Origin of the sequence: Aquabacterium sp. (assembly GCF_044226965.1) — a bacterium.
Taxonomy (GTDB): domain Bacteria; phylum Pseudomonadota; class Gammaproteobacteria; order Burkholderiales; family Burkholderiaceae_C; genus Pseudaquabacterium.
This window is the reverse complement of record NZ_JBGAGA010000001.1, coordinates 199,676-218,060: the sequence shown is the minus strand read 5'-3', so window position 1 is coordinate 218,060 and position 18,385 is coordinate 199,676. Positions and strand designations below refer to the sequence as shown.

20 protein-coding genes and 1 pseudogene are annotated in these 18,385 nt (G+C 69.1%); 7 read left to right on the top strand and 14 right to left on the bottom strand.

Translation table 11 applies throughout. The features are described from left to right. The 13 genes and pseudogenes from ACILR4_RS01035 to ACILR4_RS00975 all read right to left on the bottom strand — a co-directional run. Window positions 1-346, bottom strand: a pseudogene (locus ACILR4_RS01035) (serine peptidase); the annotation flags it as partial. Between the two features lie 59 nt (window positions 347-405). After that, on the bottom strand, window positions 406-1,419 hold the full coding sequence (locus ACILR4_RS01030) for a MucB/RseB C-terminal domain-containing protein (RefSeq protein ID WP_395698937.1): 1,014 nt from the start codon (window positions 1,417-1,419) through the stop codon (window positions 406-408). Then, complete coding sequence (locus ACILR4_RS01025) at window positions 1,416-1,988, bottom strand: sigma-E factor negative regulatory protein (RefSeq protein ID WP_395698936.1); 573 nt, start codon at window positions 1,986-1,988, stop codon at window positions 1,416-1,418. The genes ACILR4_RS01030 and ACILR4_RS01025 overlap by 4 nt, the downstream gene beginning before the upstream one ends. A 46-nt stretch (window positions 1,989-2,034) precedes the next feature. Further along, window positions 2,035-2,646 carry an RNA polymerase sigma factor RpoE gene (gene rpoE / locus ACILR4_RS01020; protein ID WP_395698953.1) on the bottom strand — a complete coding sequence of 204 codons (612 nt, stop codon included), beginning with the start codon at window positions 2,644-2,646 and terminating at the stop codon, window positions 2,035-2,037. Between the two features lie 56 nt (window positions 2,647-2,702). Continuing rightward, on the bottom strand, window positions 2,703-3,176 hold the full coding sequence (locus ACILR4_RS01015) for a hypothetical protein (protein WP_395698935.1): 474 nt from the start codon (window positions 3,174-3,176) through the stop codon (window positions 2,703-2,705). 21 nt (window positions 3,177-3,197) lie between these two features. Beyond that, window positions 3,198-4,442 carry a beta-ketoacyl-ACP synthase II gene (gene fabF, locus ACILR4_RS01010; protein ID WP_395698934.1) on the bottom strand — a complete coding sequence of 415 codons (1,245 nt, stop codon included), beginning with the start codon at window positions 4,440-4,442 and terminating at the stop codon, window positions 3,198-3,200. Window positions 4,443-4,466: 24 nt separating this feature from the next. After that, window positions 4,467-4,706 (bottom strand): acyl carrier protein, encoded by a 240-nt coding sequence (gene acpP, locus ACILR4_RS01005; RefSeq protein WP_395698933.1) that lies wholly within the window; start codon window positions 4,704-4,706, stop codon window positions 4,467-4,469. Window positions 4,707-4,828: 122 nt separating this feature from the next. Beyond that, complete coding sequence (fabG, locus tag ACILR4_RS01000) at window positions 4,829-5,566, bottom strand: 3-oxoacyl-ACP reductase FabG (protein ID WP_395698932.1); 738 nt, start codon at window positions 5,564-5,566, stop codon at window positions 4,829-4,831. Next, window positions 5,563-6,501 carry an ACP S-malonyltransferase gene (gene fabD / locus ACILR4_RS00995; RefSeq protein ID WP_395698931.1) on the bottom strand — a complete coding sequence of 313 codons (939 nt, stop codon included), beginning with the start codon at window positions 6,499-6,501 and terminating at the stop codon, window positions 5,563-5,565. The genes fabG and fabD overlap by 4 nt, the downstream gene beginning before the upstream one ends. A 34-nt stretch (window positions 6,502-6,535) precedes the next feature. Next, window positions 6,536-7,540 carry a beta-ketoacyl-ACP synthase III gene (locus ACILR4_RS00990; protein WP_395698930.1) on the bottom strand — a complete coding sequence of 335 codons (1,005 nt, stop codon included), beginning with the start codon at window positions 7,538-7,540 and terminating at the stop codon, window positions 6,536-6,538. Then, window positions 7,537-8,595 (bottom strand): phosphate acyltransferase PlsX, encoded by a 1,059-nt coding sequence (plsX, locus tag ACILR4_RS00985; RefSeq protein WP_395698952.1) that lies wholly within the window; start codon window positions 8,593-8,595, stop codon window positions 7,537-7,539. Before plsX ends, ACILR4_RS00990 begins: the two co-directional genes overlap by 4 nt. 250 nt (window positions 8,596-8,845) lie before the next feature. After that, entirely contained in the window at window positions 8,846-9,028 is a 183-nt protein-coding gene (gene rpmF / locus ACILR4_RS00980) for a 50S ribosomal protein L32 (protein ID WP_395698929.1), read from the bottom strand. A 103-nt stretch (window positions 9,029-9,131) separates the two neighbouring features. Further along, window positions 9,132-9,662: a YceD family protein gene (locus ACILR4_RS00975; protein WP_395698928.1), complete on the bottom strand. Its 531-nt coding sequence runs from the start codon at window positions 9,660-9,662 to the stop codon at window positions 9,132-9,134. Window positions 9,663-9,817: 155 nt separating this feature from the next. On the opposite strand from ACILR4_RS00975, the gene ACILR4_RS00970 reads away from it, so the two are divergent. Continuing rightward, a complete protein-coding gene (locus ACILR4_RS00970) occupies window positions 9,818-10,420 on the top strand; it encodes a Maf family nucleotide pyrophosphatase (protein WP_395698927.1) in 603 nt (200 codons plus the stop codon). Continuing rightward, window positions 10,417-11,187 carry an SAM-dependent methyltransferase gene (locus tag ACILR4_RS00965; RefSeq protein WP_395698926.1) on the top strand — a complete coding sequence of 257 codons (771 nt, stop codon included), beginning with the start codon at window positions 10,417-10,419 and terminating at the stop codon, window positions 11,185-11,187. The genes ACILR4_RS00970 and ACILR4_RS00965 overlap by 4 nt, the downstream gene beginning before the upstream one ends. 14 nt (window positions 11,188-11,201) lie before the next feature. On the opposite strand, the gene ACILR4_RS00960 is transcribed toward ACILR4_RS00965, so the two are convergent. Then, window positions 11,202-12,641: a DEAD/DEAH box helicase gene (locus tag ACILR4_RS00960; RefSeq protein WP_395698925.1), complete on the bottom strand. Its 1,440-nt coding sequence runs from the start codon at window positions 12,639-12,641 to the stop codon at window positions 11,202-11,204. 174 nt (window positions 12,642-12,815) lie between these two features. On the opposite strand from ACILR4_RS00960, the gene rfbD reads away from it, so the two are divergent. The 5 genes from rfbD to ACILR4_RS00935 all read left to right on the top strand — a co-directional run bounded on the left by rfbD (window position 12,816) and on the right by ACILR4_RS00935 (window position 18,349). After that, a complete protein-coding gene (gene rfbD, locus ACILR4_RS00955) occupies window positions 12,816-13,733 on the top strand; it encodes a dTDP-4-dehydrorhamnose reductase (protein ID WP_395698924.1) in 918 nt (305 codons plus the stop codon). After that, the gene (gene rfbC / locus ACILR4_RS00950) at window positions 13,730-14,293 is read left to right on the top strand and encodes a dTDP-4-dehydrorhamnose 3,5-epimerase (protein WP_395698923.1); all 564 of its coding nucleotides are present in this window, start codon (window positions 13,730-13,732) and stop codon (window positions 14,291-14,293) included. The genes rfbD and rfbC overlap by 4 nt, the downstream gene beginning before the upstream one ends. A gap of 21 nt (window positions 14,294-14,314) precedes the next feature. Next, on the top strand, window positions 14,315-15,367 hold the full coding sequence (locus ACILR4_RS00945; RefSeq protein ID WP_395698922.1) for an NAD-dependent epimerase/dehydratase family protein: 1,053 nt from the start codon (window positions 14,315-14,317) through the stop codon (window positions 15,365-15,367). A 103-nt stretch (window positions 15,368-15,470) separates the two neighbouring features. Continuing rightward, window positions 15,471-17,048, top strand: a complete 1,578-nt coding sequence (locus ACILR4_RS00940) for a serine/threonine-protein kinase (protein ID WP_395698921.1) — start codon at window positions 15,471-15,473, stop codon at window positions 17,046-17,048. Further along, window positions 17,045-18,349: an OmpA family protein gene (locus ACILR4_RS00935; protein ID WP_395698920.1), complete on the top strand. Its 1,305-nt coding sequence runs from the start codon at window positions 17,045-17,047 to the stop codon at window positions 18,347-18,349. Before ACILR4_RS00940 ends, ACILR4_RS00935 begins: the two co-directional genes overlap by 4 nt. Window positions 18,350-18,385: the final 36 nt, after the last annotated feature.

Below are 18,385 nucleotides of genomic sequence, written 5' to 3'. Positions count from 1 at the left end.
CGTCAGGGCTCAGGATGAAGCCCGAGCCGACGCCCCGCTGCTGTGGCTCGTCGTCGTTGTTGTTGCCACCTCGGGGTGCACCTCGCCCGCCCGGCAAGGGAATGCCGAAGCGGCGGAAGAACTCTTCGAGTCCGGGGTCAACGCCGCGCTCCTGGCCGGCATTGCCGCCACGCATGCGCTCCAGCGTGCGGATGTTGACCACGGACGGCCCCACGCGCTCCACCAACTCGGTGAAGTCAGGCAACTCCGCCTTGGCCTGCACGGGGCCGGCGAGCAGGCCCAGCACTCCGGCACTGGCAACGGCCGCGAGCACCAGCCGGCGCCCCCAGGAAACTGCGATGGTCAAGCTATCCCTCCAGCATCCGGACCATCCGGAAATTCTTCAACGTAGAGCCAGGCCGCCGTTCACGGCTTGCGTTGCCACACCGACTCGAATTGCTGCACCGTGGCCATCGGCACGTCACCGACGATGGTGATCCACCAGTCGCCGTTGCGGCTCATCATCGTGTTGGTGGCGCCCAGCACCGTGCGCATCGGCTTGTGGCGCTGGGGATCGAAGCGTTCGACGAAGACCGACACGTGCGTCAGGCCATCGGAAAACACGGCCTGCAGCGCCGTATCGGCAGGCCCTCCATCGGTGACCGGATCCAGCGGGCGCCTGACACAGCTCACCAACTGGAAGCCCGGGACACTGCGTGCAAGACCCCACCCCTCGGCCTCGAGTTGGGTGCGCACGGCCTGGGGCCGGACCACGCGGTAGCCCTCCAGCTTCTTCATCGGTCCGAGCACCGTGTCTGCCGCCAGCTTGCCACCGATCGACAGGTCAGTGAACGCCGAGGACTCCAGCACCTCGCCGCGCGGGCCGAGCGTATCCGTGCGCAGCAACAGACCGCTGTCACGCTCGGCCCAAAGCCGCTGTCCATAGCGCAGCGCATCTCGCGGCTTCAGCATCAAGACCTCGGCCTCGTAGCCGGCGATCCGATCCATGCCGATCGATCGAAGCTCATAGCTCTCCAAGGCACGCTGGCTGCTCACGGGGAGCGCGGGGAAATCGGTGACCGGGTCCTGCTGCTCCAGAACCGCGACGCGCGTCTGTGGCCACAGCGTCAACACGACCCCGTTGTGCCGGTACTGCCGGCGAACCTGCCCGTCGAGCATCTCGATGCGTTCATAGCGGTCGCGCCCGTGGCAGATGTGGGCGACGCGCGAACTCGACACCACGCCACCGGCGCTCGTCATCATCGTGCCCTGGTAACTGCGGTCGGCAGCAGCCTTCTGGATGCGCTGCAGCCATTGGCCTGCATCGCCAGGGGTCTGGCCGGTCACCAGCGATGCCCACGACAGCAGGGCAGCCCCGACCCCCATGCCCAGGCCCAGGCGACCGAATTGCCGACGCCACGGAAGCAAGGCGCCGTTCACTTGTTCTCGAGCACGATCGTGTCGACGCTGCGCACCATGGCGCCCGGCACGTGCACCGCCACGCCGTTCGACACCTGGCGGTGCGCCGCCAGATAGCGATCGAGCCGCGCATCGCGGATCAGCTGTCCATTGACCACCATCACATCCGGCTGCCCACCCGCGGTGGCCACCGGCACGGCCACCTTGGTCTCGGTGCCGGCCATGCGCACCACCACCAGCACGCCAGCCACCGCGACAAAGCCCGCCGCCACTGCGCCAGGCGCCACCCACCAGCCGCGCCAGCGCGACGCCACTGGCCGCGGCAACGGACGTGGCGCCATCGGCACCGGCTCGGCGGCCAGACGGCCGCGCAAGGCCGAGAGGAAGGCCGCATCGCGCGCCGGTGTGCACGCGAGATCTTCCGACCGCATCACGTCCCCGATCAGGTGATAGGTGTGCCAGCACTCGCGCGACTGTGCATTGCTGCGCCAGAGGCCGCAGGCCCCGTCGGCCTGTTCGTCGTCACCATGGCCATCCATCAGCGCCGACAGCGTCTGGCGCATCGCATCCGACTGACCTGAGTTCACCATGATTGTTCTTGCACTCCACCAGTTGCGAAGCCAGGACTGCCGGTGCTCACCACCGTTCGCCCTCGCGCGTGTCGAGCAACGGCCGCAGCCGCTGCGCAATGGCCTCACGCGCCCGGAAGATGCGCGACCGTACTGTACCGATCGGGCAGTTCATCAATTCGGCAATCTCTTCATAGCTCAGGCCTTCGATCTCGCGCAGCGTGATTGCCTGGCGCAGATCATCAGACAGCGCTTCGATCGCGGCGTTCACGGTTTCGGCGATTTCCTTGCTGGCAAGCACCGCCTCAGGCGTGGCGCCGTCGGTTAGTTCGCGCTCGACGCGGGAAGTTTCATCGTCATCGTCCTGACCGCCGCCGCTCGCCGACTCCAGCACGAGCGGATCGCGCTTGAGTTCGACCAGAGTCTTCTTCGCGGTGTTCACCGCAATTCGATAGAGCCAGGTGTAGAAGGCGCTGTCGCCGCGGAACTGCGGCAAGGCGCGGTAAGCGCGGATGAAGGCTTCCTGCGCGATGTCCTGCACCAGATCGACGTCGCGCACCATGCGGGCGATCAGCCGCTCGATGCGCCGCTGGTACTTGATGACCAGCATCTCGAAGGCCCGCATGTCGCCGCGCTTGGCGCGCTCGACCAACTGGACGTCGGCCGGATCCGGATTCATCGCGCGCCCCGTGCCCGGATCAACGCGCGCCAACTGGACGTCGGCCGGATCCGGATTCATCGCGCGCCCCGTGCCGCCAACGGCAAGCGGTGGTACAGGGCCAGTCGCAAACCATGCCACGCGGGGCCGGCCTGCCAGGCCGACACCCCGCACCACAGCGCCGGCCGACGCCCGCCTCGCACCGCGCGCAGCAACAGCCAGTTGCCCAGGTCGCACTGCAACTGCACGCCCTGCAGCGGTATGCCTGCGCCGATCGGGCCGGTCTGGCCGCTGGGCTGCCAGCGCCAGCCGGTGCCGTCCCAGCCCAGGCGACCCTGCATCGGCCGCAGCACGCGCCAACCGACGGCCGCCCCCAGCACCGCCGCAGCGGCCACCAGCGCGGGCACCCGCCAGCCGTCAAGAACCTGTTCGCGCAAGAGCCACCAAGCCATCGTCACGCCCGACGCCACGCCATACAGGACCGCTGCGGCGTAGCGCTCCACTCGACCACGGCCCAGCACCACCTCGACAGCCGGCGGAGCAACGCGCATCACCGGGCTGCCCCGCGGGGCTCAGACTCGGCGCAGTACCAGCGTGCCGTTGGTGCCGCCAAAGCCGAAGTTGTTCTTCACCGCGACATCGATGCGCATCTCACGCGCCGTGTTGGCACAGTAGTCCAGGTCGCACTCGGGATCCTGGTTGAAGATGTTGATCGTCGGGGGCGACACCTGGTGGTGCAGCGCGAGTGCGGTGAACACGCTCTCGATGCCGCCGGCGCCGCCCAACAGGTGGCCGGTCATCGATTTGGTGGAATTCACGACCATCTTCTTGGCATGGTCGCCAAACGCCAGCTTGATGGCGTTGGTCTCGTTCACGTCACCCAAGGGCGTCGACGTGCCATGGGCGTTGAGGTACTGCACGTCGCCCGGATTGACCCGCGCGTTGCGCAGGGCCGCCATCATCGAGCGCTTGGGACCGTCGACGTTCGGTGCGGTCATGTGGAAGGCGTCCGCTCCCATGCCGAACCCGGCGAGCTCGGCATAGATCTTGGCACCTCGACGCTTGGCATGCTCGTACTCCTCGAGCACCATCACGCCCGCACCTTCGCCCAGGACGAAACCATCGCGGTCCTTGTCCCACGGGCGCGACGCGGTCTTCGGGTCGTCGTTGCGGGTCGACAGGGCACGCGCGGCCGCGAATCCACCGATGCCCAGCGGCGACACCGTGGATTCGGCGCCACCGGCAACCATCACGTCGGCGTCGCCGTACTCGATCAGCCGCCCTGCCTCGCCGATGCAATGCAAGCCGGTGGTGCATGCGGTGACGATGGCCAGGTTGGGGCCCGTGAAGCCGTACTTGATCGACACGTGGCCGGAGATCATGTTGATGATCGACGCCGGCACGAAGAACGGCGAGATACGGCGCGCTCCGCGCGTGACGTACTCCTGATGCGTGAGCTCGATCATCGGCAGGCCGCCGATGCCTGAACCGATCAGGCATCCGATGCGCTCGGCCTGCTGTTCGCTCAACTGATCGCCCGTCGGCAAACCGGCATCCTGCACGGCCTGGATCCCAGCGGCCATCCCGAAGTGGATGAACGTATCCATGTGCCGGGCTTCCTTGGCCGGGATGTAGTCCTCGACCTGGAAACCCTTGACCTCGCCGGCAAAGCGGCAAGCCAGGGCCGATGCGTCGAAACGCTCGATGGTGGCGATGCCCGAACGGCCGGCCAACAGATTGGTCCAGCCTTCGGCAACCGTGTTGCCCACCGGGCTGATCAGCCCGAGACCGGTGATGACGACGCGACGACGGCTCATGCGCTACGGCCCTTGCTCGAGGACTCAGCTCTTCTGGTGCTTGACAGCGTAGTCGATCGCCAGCTGCACGGTGGTGATCTTCTCGGCTTCTTCGTCCGGGATCTCGATGCCGAACTCGTCTTCGAGGGCCATCACCAGCTCCACCGTGTCGAGCGAGTCGGCGCCGAGGTCGGCCACGAAGGCCTTCTCGTTGGTGACGTCCGACTCGGGCACGCCGAGTTGCTCGGCGATGATTTTCTTGACACGGGATTCGATATCGCTCATGACTCCTCCAGGAGTGAATGCAAAAAAGCCAGCCCGGGATTCTAGCGGCGCCGCCATGACCGCTCAGGGACACGCAGACGGCGCAGCCGCCGGCCCGGGCGCGGACCGGCTGAGGGCAAACGTCAGTTCATGAACATGCCGCCATTGACGTGCAGTTCGGCGCCGGTGATGTAGCCGGCCAGCGGAGAGGCCAGAAAGGCCACTGCATGCGCAATCTCCTCCGGTGTACCCAGGCGGCCCAGCGGAATCTGCTGCAGCAACGCGGCTTGCTGGGCCTCTGGCAGTCCCGCGGTCATGTCCGTGGCGATGAAGCCGGGCGCGATGCAGTTGACGGTGATGTTGCGGCTGCCCAGCTCGCGCGCCAGCGCGCGCGTCATGCCGGCAACGCCAGCCTTGGCCGCCGCATAGTTGGCCTGACCAGGATTGCCGCTGGCCCCGACCACCGAGGTGATGTTGATGATGCGGCCATGGCGCTGCTTCATCATCGTGCGCAGCACCGCGCGGCTGCACCGGAACACCGCCTTGAGGTTGGTGTCGATCACGGCGTCCCAGTCCTCGTCCTTCATGCGCATGGCCAGCGTGTCGCGCGTGATGCCGGCGTTGTTGACCAGCACATGCAGGCCGCCGTGCTGCTTGACGATGGATTCCACCGCCGCCTCGACCGCCGGCCCATCGTTGACATTCAGGCATAGGCCGCGGCCACCCCGATCCGCCAGACACTCGCCGATCGCCGCAGCACCGCTCTCGCTGGTGGCCGTGCCGACCACGACGAAGCCCTGCGCGGCCAGCGCCTGCGCAATGGCGCGGCCAATGCCCCGCGACGCGCCCGTGACCAGCGCAACCTGCGAAGTGCCGCTCATGCCAGCATCCCCTTCACTTCCGCGAGGCTGGCCGGATCATGCAGCGCTGCACTCACCGCCTCGCCATCGATGCGCTTGACCATGCCGGCCAACACCTTGCCAGGCCCGCATTCGATCAAGTGGCTGAGGCCGCGGCCGCGCAGCGCCCGCACCACCTCGACCCACCGCACCGGCCCGAAGGCCTGGCGATAAAGAGCATCCCGAATGGCTTCGGGATCCGCCTGCACCGCCACATCGATGTTGTTGATGACCGGCAGGATGGGCGCCGCAAACGGCACCTCGGCGAGCCTGGCCTTCAGGCGTTCGGCCGCCGGGCGCATCAGCGCGCAGTGGAACGGCGCCGATACCGGCAGGGGCAGCGTTCGCTTGGCGCCGGCGGCCTTCAACAGTTCGCAGGCCTTGTCGACACCGGCCTTGCTGCCGGCGATGACGGTCTGCTTCGGATCGTTGAAATTGGCCGCCTCGACGACTGCGCCACTCTCGGCCGCAGCCCTGGCACAGGCTTCACTGACCGCCGCCGCATCGAGCCCCAGGACGGCAGCCATCGCGCCTGCACCAACCGGCACCGCCTCCTGCATCGCCTGCGCGCGAAAACGCACCAGCGGCAACGCGTCGGCCAACTTCAGCACGCCGGCGGCGACCAGCGCGCTGTATTCGCCCAGCGAATGGCCGGCCACCGCCGCCGGCTCGCGGCCGCCCTCGTCGCGCCAGGCTCGATAGCAGGCGACCGCGGCCGTCAGCATCACCGGTTGGGTATTGGTTGTGAGATCGAGCGCCTCCTTCGGGCCGGCGGCGATCAGGTGGGCGATGTCTTCGCCCAGCGCATCGGAAGCTTCCTCGAGCGTGGCGCGCACCGCGCGGTGGTCGCCCCACGCATCGAGCATGCCGACCGACTGGGAGCCCTGTCCGGGGAACAGGAATGCAAACGAGTTCATGGCAGGAAGCGAATCGAGAAAGGACGGGTGCGACTCAAAGATCGACCAGGACGGCGCCCCATGTGAAGCCACCACCGACACCTTCGAGCATCAGGGTATCGCCGCGCTGGATGCGACCCGAGCGAATGGCATGGTCCAGCGCCAGCGGGATCGAGGCAGCCGAGGTGTTGCCATGCTCACCGACCGTGGCGATCAGTTTCTCCAGCGGCAACTTCAACTTGCGGGCAGTGCCTTCCATGATGCGGATGTTGGCCTGATGCGGGATCAGCCAGTCGATGTCCGCATCCTGGCGCCCCGCCTTGGCCAGCACGGCGCGCGCGGCCGCCTCCAGCACACCGACGGCAAGCTTGAACACGGCCTGGCCATCCATCTTCAGCAGCGCGCTGCCCTGCACCTGCCCGCCGGACACATGGCCCGGCACGCACAGGATGTCGACATGCCGGCCGTCGGCGTGCAGGTCGGACGCCAGGATGCCCGGCTGATCGCTGGCCTCGACCACGACCGCACCGGCGCCGTCGCCGAACAGCACGCAGGTGCCGCGATCGTTGAAATCGAGGATGCGCGAGAACACCTCGGCTCCGATCACCAGCGCCTTGCTGGCGGCGCCGCTGCGGATCATCGAGTCGGCCACCGTCAGCGCGTAGACGAAGCCCGAGCACACCGCCTGCAGGTCGAACGCCGCGCAGCCCTGCACGCCCAGCTTCTGCTGAACGATGCAGGCGGTCGATGGAAACACCATGTCCGGCGTCGAGGTGGCGACGATGATCAGGTCGATCTCGTCAGCGTGCCGGCCGGCAGCTTCCAGCGCATGGCGCGCGGCCTGCACGGCCAGGTCGCTGGAATTGACATCCGGCGCCGCGAAGTGACGCGCATGGATGCCGGTGCGGGCGACGATCCAGTCGTCGGAGGTCTCGACACCCCGCCCCGCCAGTTCGGCTGCCAGTTCGGCATTGGTGACGCGGCGCGGCGGCAGCATGCTGCCGGTGCCGGTGATGCGCGAAAAGCGCGGGGCGTTCGAAGCGGAAGAGGAGGATGTCATGCAGCGTGGGCCGCTGCCGGCGCATCCGGCGCCGCCGGCAGCACGGCCAGCGTATCGCGGATGCGATCGTGCACGCGGTCGAGCAGGCGATTGCGGGCGGCATCATACGCCCGCGCCATCGCCTGCTCGAAAGCGAAGGCATCCGACGAACCATGGGCCTTGAACACCAGCCCGCGCAAGCCCAGCAGCGCACCGCCGCTGTAGCGCCGGTGATCGACGCGGGCCTTGAAGCGATTGAGCACCGGCAGCGCCACCAGCGCAGCGAGCTTGGTCAGCGGGCCGCGGGTGAATTCCTGCTTGATCATCTGCGTCATCAGCGCAGCCACACCCTCGGAACTCTTCAGCGCGACATTGCCGACAAAGCCATCGCACACGACAAGGTCGGTGCTGCCCTTGAAGATGTCGTTGCCCTCGACATTGCCATGAAAGTTGATCTGCCCGGCCGCGGCGGCCGCGCGCAGCAGTTCGCCCGCACGCTTGATCGTCTCGCTGCCCTTGATCACCTCTTCGCCGATGTTCAGCAGGCCGACGCTGGGATCCTCCTTGCCATCCAGGGCACTGACCAAGGCACTGCCCATCACCGCGAACTGCAGCAGGTGCTCGGCAGTGCAGTCGACATTCGCACCGAGGTCCAGCACCTTGGTGAAACCGCCGCGCGCGTTGGGCAGTAGCGCCGCAATGGCCGGCCGGTCGATGCCGGTGAAGGTCTTGAGCACGTAGCGCGCGAGCGCCATCAGGGCGCCCGTGTTGCCGGCCGACACGCAGACATCGGCCGCCGCCGTCCCGCCCTCGTCAGCCTTCAACTGGGCAATGGCCACGCGCATCGACGAGTCGCGCTTGCGCCGCAGGGCGACCTCGACCGCATCGTCCATGGTCACCACCTCGGTAGCCGCGACCAGCGTGCAGCGCTCCCATCCTGCGGCTGGCTGCAAGGCCTCTGCCGTGCCGACCAGCAGCAACTCCGCCTGCGGATGTGCCGCCAGGAAGGTCTTACAGGCCGGCAGCGTGACGCTCGGGCCGTGGTCACCGCCCATGCAGTCGATGGCCAGCCGCACCCGTTCAAGTGGTTTCAATGGCGACGTCGAGGACACGTGTTATCGGGGCGCGCGGCGCGGGCGGCCGTGACGATCAAGAACGAAGCGCGACAGTAGGCGAAGCGCCCGCCGCGCACAAGCGGGCGACCCCTGCCCGGGTGGTTGCCACCAACGACAATGCCCGGCCGCGTGGCACACGGGGCCGGGCATGTTTCGAATCCTTCATCGTGTGCGGGTGCATCGAGGGAGGCACCCGGACAACACACCGGACTCAGGCGTCCTGCTTGCTCTTCAGCACCTTGCGGCCACGGTAGAAGCCGGTCGGGCTGATGTGATGGCGCAGGTGCACTTCGCCGGTGGTGGGCTCGATCGCTGTGCCCGGGTTGACCAGGGCATTGTGCGAGCGATGCATGCCGCGCTTCGAGGGCGACTTCTTGTTCTGCTGAACGGCCATGAAATTCTCCTGATCGGGCCCCGAAAATGGCGGCACGTACCCGTGAGGGAAAGCCCGCGACTATAGCACGCATCCCCGCTGTCGCGCTGACCGACCCGGTCGATCAGCGGAGTTTCGGCGGCTTCGCCCCTTTGAGGGCCTGCAGCACGGCAAACGGATTTGGCCGCTCCGCCAGATCAGCCTCCTGCGGCCCTGCCGCGTCGCTGGTCAAGGTCAGCGGCCGCGGGCACTGCGCGTGGCGCGGCACCAGGGGCAAGGCCAGCAGCAGCTCGTCCTCGACCAGACTGCGCAGATCCAACCAGCGCGGCAGCGCCAGCACGTCCTCTTCCAACTCGGCGTCCAGGGCTTCGGCCTGGGCCTCGTCGCGCACGAAACGCACCCGAGCCTGCACCTCGAGTGACTCCTCGAACGGCTGCAGGCAACGCTGGCAGGTCAGCCAGACCCTCGCCTCGGCCTGCAGGTGCAGCCACAGCTCGGGCTCGCCGCCGGACACCGGCCGCCGCTCGCCGCGCACCTGCCAACGCACGCCAGCCAACAGCGCGTCCTGCGGGGGCGCCTGGCTTCCCAGCAGCCGTGGCAGCTGATCGGCCGGCCATTCGCCGGCCAGGGCAGCGCCTTCGCCGGCAAAGGCCATCACATCGAGGTGCAGCGGGTCATGCGAACGCGGCTTCATGGGTTTCCGCCCGGCCGCCGGAAGGAAAGCAACGCCCGCACGAGGGGCCCGAACGAAGTGAGCTGGGGGCGGAGCATCTTCGCAGTGTACGAGGGCGGAATGGGACAATCCGTCGCATGTCGACCACCCCACCGCCCCTGATCCTCGGCTCCACCTCGCGCTATCGGCGCGAGCTGCTCGAACGGCTGCGGCTGCCCTTCGAGTCCGTGGCACCGCAGGTCGACGAAACCCCGGCACCCGGCGAACGCCCGGCAGACCTGGCCCGGCGACTGGCGCTGCACAAGGCCCGCGAGGTCGCGGCGCGCCATCCCGGCGCCGTGGTGATCGGCTCCGACCAGGTGGCCGACCTGGATGGCACCCCGATCGGCAAGCCCGGCACGCACGAGCGGGCGGTGGCCCAGCTGCGTGCCATGCGCGGTCGTGGCGTCGTCTTCCAGACCGCGGTCGCCGTGGTGCGCCCCGCCACCGGCTTCGAGCGCGTGCTGCTGGCGCCGGTGGCCGTGCGCTTCCGTGATCTCGACGATGCCGAGATCGAGCACTACCTCCGCGCCGAGCAGCCCTACGACTGCGCCGGCAGCGCGAAGTGCGAGACGCTGGGCATTGCGCTGCTCGACGCCATCGAGTCCGACGACCCGACGGCGCTGGTCGGCCTGCCGCTGATCCGCACCTGCGCGCTGCTGCGCGAGGCCGGGCTGGACCCCTTGCGGTCGCCGCCATGAGCGCGCCACTCGGGCGCCTGTGGCTGGTGCCGAACACGCTGGACCTGGGCACCGACAGCGAGACCGCGCTCGACCAGGTCCTGCCGCGCGCCGTGATCGCCCGCGCCGCGGGCCTGAGCCATTGGGTCGCCGAGAACGCGAAGACCACCCGCGCATTCCTCAAGCGCGTCGATCAGGTCTGTCCACTGGCGCTGCCGCTGCAGGCCATCGACATCGTCGAACTGCCGCGACCACGCAAGGGCGTCGGCACCGCATCAGCAGGCGCACCGGACCTGCAGCCCTTGCTGGCGCCTGCGATGAGCGGCCACGACATCGGCCTGTTGTCCGAGGCAGGCTTGCCGGCCGTGGCGGACCCGGGCGCCGGCCTGGTGCAATCCGCGCATGCACTGGGCATCGCGGTCGAGCCGCTGTCGGGACCCTCGTCATTGCTGCTCGCGCTCGCCGCGAGCGGTCTGAACGGCCAGAGCTTTGCCTTCGTCGGCTACCTGCCCGTGGAGGCCACCGCGCGTGCCGCCCGCATCCGGGAGCTGGAAGCCCTGTCACGCAGGTTCGGGCAGACGCAGATCGCCATCGAGACCCCTTATCGCAACGGCGCCCTGCTGGCGGCCCTGGCTGAGCACCTGCAACCGCAAACGCGCCTGGCCGTGGCCTGCGGGCTGACCCTGCCGGGCGGCTGGTGCCGCACCTTGCCGGCGCGGCAGTGGCGCGAGCAGACCGCCACGCTGCCGGACCGCATGCCGGCCGTCTTCAGCTTTCTGGCGGGCTGAGCGCCCGCTGCGCTTCAGCTGCCGCTGCTGCCGCCCAGCAGCGCTGCGACCTTGCGCTTGGCGCGTATGTTGGGCGTTAGACGATGCGCCGCCTGCTTGGCCTCAGCCGGCTTGGCTTCCGGTTGGGCATGGTTCGGGCTGGGCTCGTAGGGGCGGTCGAAGAAAGGATCCTGCGCAGGCCGCTGCGGCGCCTGGCCCTGGCGCGGCGCATCGAAGCGCTCGCGAGGCCGTTCCTCGTCGTCGTCCCGGCGTCGCGGCACGCGGCGCGGCCGATCGTCGTCGACTTCCAGCGCCTCGAGCTCGATCTTCTTCTTGATCAGCTTCTCGATGTCCTGAACCAGCCGTGCGTCCTCGCGGTCGACCAGCGTCACAGCCAGGCCGGAGGCGCCGGCGCGGCCGGTACGGCCAATGCGGTGGACGTAGTCCTCCGCATTGAACGGCACGTCGAAGTTGAACACCGCCGGCAGGTCGGCAATATCGAGCCCGCGCGCGGCCACGTCGGTGGCCACCAGCAGTTCGACCTCGCCGCGCTTGAAGGCGTCCAGCGACTTCAGGCGCTCGTCCTGCGACTTGTCGCCATGCAGGGCCGCGGTCTTCAGGCCGTCGCGCTCGAAGGCCCTTGCCAGGCGTGCAGCGCCGAGCTTTGAGTTCACGAACACGATGGCCTGGCCGATCTGGCGCTCGCGCAGCAGGTGGCGCAGCGCGCGGCGCTTGTCGTCCTCTGCCACGCTGTAGAACCGCTGCTCGACGGTCGATGCCGTCGCGTTCGGGCGCGCCACCTCCACCGTCACCGGATCCTGCAGGTAGCTCTGCGCCAGGCGCTTGATCTCGGGCGAGAACGTGGCCGAGAACAGCAGGGTCTGGCGCTGCTTGGGCAGGTAGGACAGGATGCGCTGCAGGTCGGGCAGGAAACCGATGTCGAGCATGCGGTCGGCTTCATCGAGCACCACGTACTCGACCTGGTTCAGCACGCAGTTCTTGGCCTCGATGTGATCGAGCAGCCGGCCCGGCGTGGCGATCAGCACCTCGACGCCACGCTTGAGTTCGGCCGTCTGCGGCTTCATGTCGATGCCGCCGAACACCACGGTGGCGCGCAGGTCGGTGTGCTTGGCGTAGGTCTTGACGTTGTTGGCCACCTGGTCGGCCAGCTCGCGCGTCGGCGCGATCACCAGCGCGCGCACCGGATGGCGGGCCGGCGACATCGAGGCGTTCTCGTGCCGCAGCATCTTCTGCAACAGGGGCAGCGTGAACGCTGCGGTCTTGCCGGTGCCGGTCTGCGCCGCGCCCATCACGTCGCGTCCCTCCAGCACGATCGGAATCGCCTTGGCCTGGATCGGCGTCAATGCCGTGTAGCCGGAGTCGGCGACGGCGCGCAGCAGCTTGGCATCGAGCGCGAGGGTGTCGAACTTCTGCGGCGCGGCGGCAGTGTCGGCAGGTGAAGCAGTGTCTGTCATGAACCGGGGATTATCCCTGACTGGCCCGGTACGTGAGATCGTAGGCGGACAAGGCCCCGGGCACGCCGGAACCCGACCCGTAGAATCCTGGGATCCTTCTTCCTCGCCGGCGTGCCGACCGGCCTCGCGAATGCCCATGCTCGCGCGATCGCTGCCGCCGCCGTTCCCTGCCCGATGAAGCTGCTGCTGCTGGGTCCCGACGGGCAGGTCGGCTGGGAATTGCGGCGCGCCCTGGCGCCGCTGGGCGAAGTGATTGCCGTCGGGCGCGACGACGGGGCCGACTTCTCGCGGCCGGAAGCACTGGCTGCCCTGGTGCGCCGCGTGCGGCCGGGCGTGATCGTCAATGCCGCGGCCTACACCGCGGTCGACAAGGCCGAGAGCGAGCCCGCGCTGGCTCACGCCATCAATGCCGATGCGCCCGGTGTGCTGGCCCGCGAAGCCGCGTCCTGCGGCGCCTGGCTGCTGCACTACAGCAGCGACTATGTCTTCGATGGCAGCGGTGACCTGCCGCGCAGCGAGGACGCCGCCACCGGCCCGCTCAGCGTCTACGGCCATAGCAAGCTGGCCGGGGAGAACCAGATCCGCGCCAGCGGTTGCCGGCACCTGATCCTGCGCACCAGCTGGGTCTATGCGGCACGCGGCGGCAACTTCGCTCGCACGATGCTCCGCCTGGCCGCCGAGCGCGACCGGCTGACCGTCGTCGACGACCAGGTGGGTGCGCCCACCGGTGCCGAGTTGCTGGCGGACATTGCCGCGCACCTGCTGCGCAGCGTGCAGGCCCGCCCGGAGCTCGGCGGCACCTACCACGCCTGCGCCGCCGGCGAAACCAGCTGGTGCGCCTATGCGCGCCACGTGATCGAGTGGGCGCGTGCGCGCGGCCACGCTCTGCACGTCGCGGCCGATGCGGTGCTGCCGATTCCCAGCAGCGCCTACCCGACGCCGGCGCGCAGGCCGCTCAATTCCCGGCTGGACACGCGCCGACTGCGCGAATCCTTCGGCCTGCAGCTGCCCCCTTGGCAGGCCGGGGTCGAACGCATGCTGGCCGAAGCCCTGAACCTGCCGCTGCACCTGCCCGCCACGCCAACACCATGAAATTCAGCGCCACCCGCCTGCCCGGCGTCGTGATCATCGAACCCGCCGTGTTCGGCGACGACCGTGGCTGGTTCATGGAGAGCTTCAGCCAGCCGCGCTTTGTGGCCGGCCTGGCCTCGCTCGGTCTGCCGGCGCCGCGGCCCTTCGTGCAGGACAACGAATCGTTCTCGCGCGCCGGCGTGCTGCGCGGGCTGCACTACCAGCTGCCGCCGCATCCTCAGGGCAAGCTGGTGCGCGTCACCGACGGCGCCGCTTTCGATGTGGCAGTCGACATCAGGCGCAGCTCGCCGCACTTCGGCCAGTGGGTCGGCGTGGAACTCAGCGCCGACAACAAGCGCCAGCTCTGGATTCCCGAAGGCTTCGCGCACGGCTTCGTCGCGCTGGCCGACAACACCCGCTTCCTCTACAAGACCACCGACGTCTACGCGAAGGACTGCGAGCGCTCGATCGCCTGGAACGACCCGACGATCGGCATCGACTGGCCCACCGGCCTGCAACCGCTACTGGCGCCCAAGGACGCCGCTGCGCCCGCCTTCGCACAGGCCGAGGTGTTTGCCTGATCACCCGCCCGAGGCACCCCGATGACCGCACCGACCCCCTACGCCCAATTGCAGCAACGGCTGCGCGAGGCACCGCGCACCTGGCTCGTCACCGGCGTGGCCGGCTTCATCGGCAGCCACCTGCTGCAGACGCTGCTGTCGCTGGGCCAGCGCGTGGTCGGTCTCGACAACTTCGCCACCGGCCACCGTCATAACCTGGAAGATGTGCGTCAACAGGTCGGGCCGCAGGCCTGGGCCCGCTTCCGCATGGTCGAGGGCGACATCCGACGCCTGGCCGACTGCCAGGCCGCCTGCCAGGGGGTCGAACTGGTGCTGCACCAGGCCGCGCTCGGCTCGGTGCCGCGCTCGCTGGCCGACCCGATCACCTCGAACGATGTCAATGTCGGCGGATTCCTGAACATGCTGGTGGCCGCGCGGGATGCCGGCGTGCAGCGCTTCGTCTATGCCGCCAGCAGCTCGACCTATGGCGATCATCCCGGCCTGCCCAAGGTCGAGCATGCGATCGGGCAGCCCTTGTCGCCCTATGCGGTGACCAAGTATGTCAACGAGCTGTATGCCTCGGTGTTCGCACGCAGCTACGGGCTCGCCGGCATCGGGCTGCGCTACTTCAACGTGTTCGGGCCGCGCCAGGATCCGAATGGCGCCTATGCAGCCGTGATCCCGCGCTGGGCAGCCGCGATGCTGGCCAGCGAACCGGTGTTCATCAACGGCGATGGCCTCACCAGCCGCGACTTCTGCTTCGTCGACAACGCGGTGCAGGCCAACCTGCTGAGCGCCACCACCGACCGCGGCGACGCGCTGAACGAGGTCTACAACGTCGCGGTCGGGGACCAGACCTCGCTCAACGAGCTTCACGGCATGCTGGGCCGTGAACTCATGGCCTGCCGACCCGGGCTGACGGTGCCCGCGCCGCAGTACCGCGACTTCCGCGCCGGCGACGTGCGCCATTCGCGCGCGGACATCGGCAAGGCCCGGGACCGGCTGGGCTACGTGCCCTCGCACGACATTCGTGCCGGCATGGCCGTTGTGGCCGGCTGGTACGCCGCGCGCGAAGCGGCCAGCGCAAGCGCCTGATCGCCGGGGCTGACCTTCGGCCAACTGCGGCCGAGGGGCGGCTTCCTATACTCGTGCGCATGGTGCCTGCCGCCCACGGCCCGATACTCGGCCCCTCTCGCGCATGAACTTTCCCGGAGCCCTGACCCAGCTGGGACGCTACCAGCTCGGCCGCGTGCTCGGGCGCGGCGCCATGGGCATGGTGTACGAGGCGCAAGACCCCAAGCTGGGCCGCCGGGTGGCGATCAAGACCATCCTGAAGAGCCACCTGCTCGACGACACGGTCGCCACCGAATACTCGGCCCGCTTCCTGCGCGAAGCCCAGGCCGTGGCGCGCCTGAACCACCCGCACATCGTCACGGTGTTCGACTTCGGCGAAGAGGACGAGGTCGCCTACATCGTGATGGAGTTCATCGAGGGGCGCGAACTCGCGCAGCACTTCGAGAGCAAGCAGTTCTTCGACCGGCCGACCGCCGTGCGCATGCTGTGCGAACTGCTGGACGCGCTGGCGTATGCACACGAGCACGGCATCGTGCACCGCGACATCAAGCCGGCCAACATCATGGTCGACCGCCAGGGCCGGGTGAAGCTCACCGACTTCGGCGTGGCCCGGCTGGCCGACTCGAATGCCGACCGCACCGTGCCCGGCACGATGGTCGGTACGCCCAACTACATGTCGCCTGAGCAGATCCAGGGACAGGCGGTGGGTTCGAGGGCCGACCTGTTTGCCGCCGGCGTGGTGCTGTACCAATTCCTCACGCACCAGCGTCCGTTCGCGGGCAACGGGCAGTGGACCGTGCAGCGCAAGATCCTCACCGAAGATCCCGTGCCGCCCTCGGTCGCGAACCCGGAGGTGCCGCCGGTGTTCGACGCGATCGTGCGCCGCGCGCTGGCCAAGAACCCCGATCAGCGCTACCAGAGCGCGAACGAGTTCGCGGCCCAGCTGCGCCAGGCGATCGCGCTGCCGCTGCCGGCCGCAGCACCGGCGCCGCGCTATGTCGACCCGGAGGCGACGGTGATCTTCGCGCCTGCGCCTCCCTCGCGCTCGAATGCCACGCAGAGCCTGCGGCCAGGCACTGCCGTGCCGCAGCCCAACACCAGCCTGCTGCCCATCCCGATGCCCACGCTGGTGCCCCGACCGGCCCCGGCGCAGCCACCGCACGCTGCCGGCGCGACAGCCTCGGCCAGCGCCGGCCACCCGCCACCGAGGCCCCTGCCCACGCCGGCCGCCAGGCCGGGGGCCGCGCCACGCTGGCCCTGGATCGCCGGCCTGCTGGGCCTGGGCACCGCGACAGCTGCGGTGTGGCTGTGGCGGCCAGCGGCCACGCCCGGCCCCGCGGCGCCGAGCCTGCGCCCGGCCAGCGCCGCGGCGACGCTGAAGCCGACACCGACGGCCCCAGCCGGCCCCGTGGCAGCCTCCGCAGGGCCGGCGACGCCTGTCGCGGCGCAACCGGTGGCCGCCAGCATCGGCACGGTGCCGGCCCCGAGCCCAGGACCAGCGGCTGCGCCACCCGCCCGGGCACCGGCCGCCCATGGGCCCGCACCGGCACCCGTGACCGCGAAATCCGAGGCTCGCCCGGCCACCGCCGGCTATCGGTCGGCCACGGCAGGTCGCTGCGCCGAATTGCTGCAGCGGCTGCAACTGGGCGAAGATCTGTCTCCGGAAAACCTGGCCGTCTTCCAGAAGGAGTGCAAGCGATGAACACCCCGCAGGCCCCTCGCCAACGCCGATTCCCGCGCTGGCTGCCCGCTCCGCTGAGTGCCCTGCTGCTGGCCGCCTGTGCCAGTGCACCCGCGCCGCAGGCGGTGCCGCCGGCGCAGGAGAACCAACCCGTGACCACGGCACCCGCCCCGGCGCCCGCGGCCGCCCCCGCCCCGGCCGCCGCGCCCGCCGCGCCGCCGCCCGTCCTGCCCTACGACGAAGCGGTGCTCAGCGCCGCGAACAACCTGCTGGGCAAGTCCTTGCTGCCCTCCGAGCCACCGCATCCGCGGCACACGATCGTGATCGATCCCCTGATCGATGGCATGACCGGCCTGCAGTCGAAGGCCACCCAGGCCATGGGTGCGCGCATCGTGCAGCTGATCCGCGAGCACTACCCGCAGTACGAGGTGCAGCCCTTCACCGCGGCCAATGTGCAGAAGTCGCCGGTGGTGCTGATCGGCACCTTCACTGGCGTCAACAAGGACCGCAAGACCGAAGGCAAGCGCGAGGCCTTCCGCATCTGCCTGGCATTGGCTGACCTGAAGACCGGCAAGCTCGTCAGCAAGGGGCTGGCCTTCGCGCAACCGGACGGCGTCGATGTCACGCCGCTGACCTATTTCCGCGACACGCCGGCCTGGACCGAAGACCCTGCCACGCTGGGCTACATCCGCACCTGCCAGGGGACGCGGGCGGGGGATCCGATCAGCCCGCTCTACATCAACCGCATCGTCGCCGCGTCGCTGATCAGCGAGGCCATCGACGCCTACGATGCCGGCCGCTTCAAGGAAGCCCGCGACCTGTACGAGACCGTGCTGCAATCGCCCGAGGGACAGCAGTTGCGCAGCTACAGCGGGCTGTATCTGGCCAACTGGCGCCTGGGCCGCAAGCAGGAAGCGATCAAGGCCTTCGGCCAGCTCGTGGACTACGGCCTCGAGAACAAGCGCCTGGGCGTGAAGTTCCTGTTCCGCTCGGGCTCGGCCGTGCTGGCCAACGAGACCGGCCCGACCGCCAACCCCTACCAGCTGTGGTTGATGGAACTGGCCTCGCAGGCCAGCAAGCGCCAGAGCTGCATGGAAGTGACCGGCCACGCCAGCCCCACCGGCCCCGAACCCGTCAACGAGCGGCTGTCGCAACTGCGGGCCGATCACATCAAGCGGCAGATCGAACGGGCAGCGCCGGCGCTGTCCAAGCGCCTGATCACCAGCGGCGTCGGCTCGCGCGAAACCCTGGTCGGCAACGGGCACGACGATGCCAGCGACGCGCTGGACCGGCGCGTCGAGTTCAAGGTCATCGGCTGCTGAATCCCGTCGCAGCCGCCTGCGGCCCGGCGTTCCTCC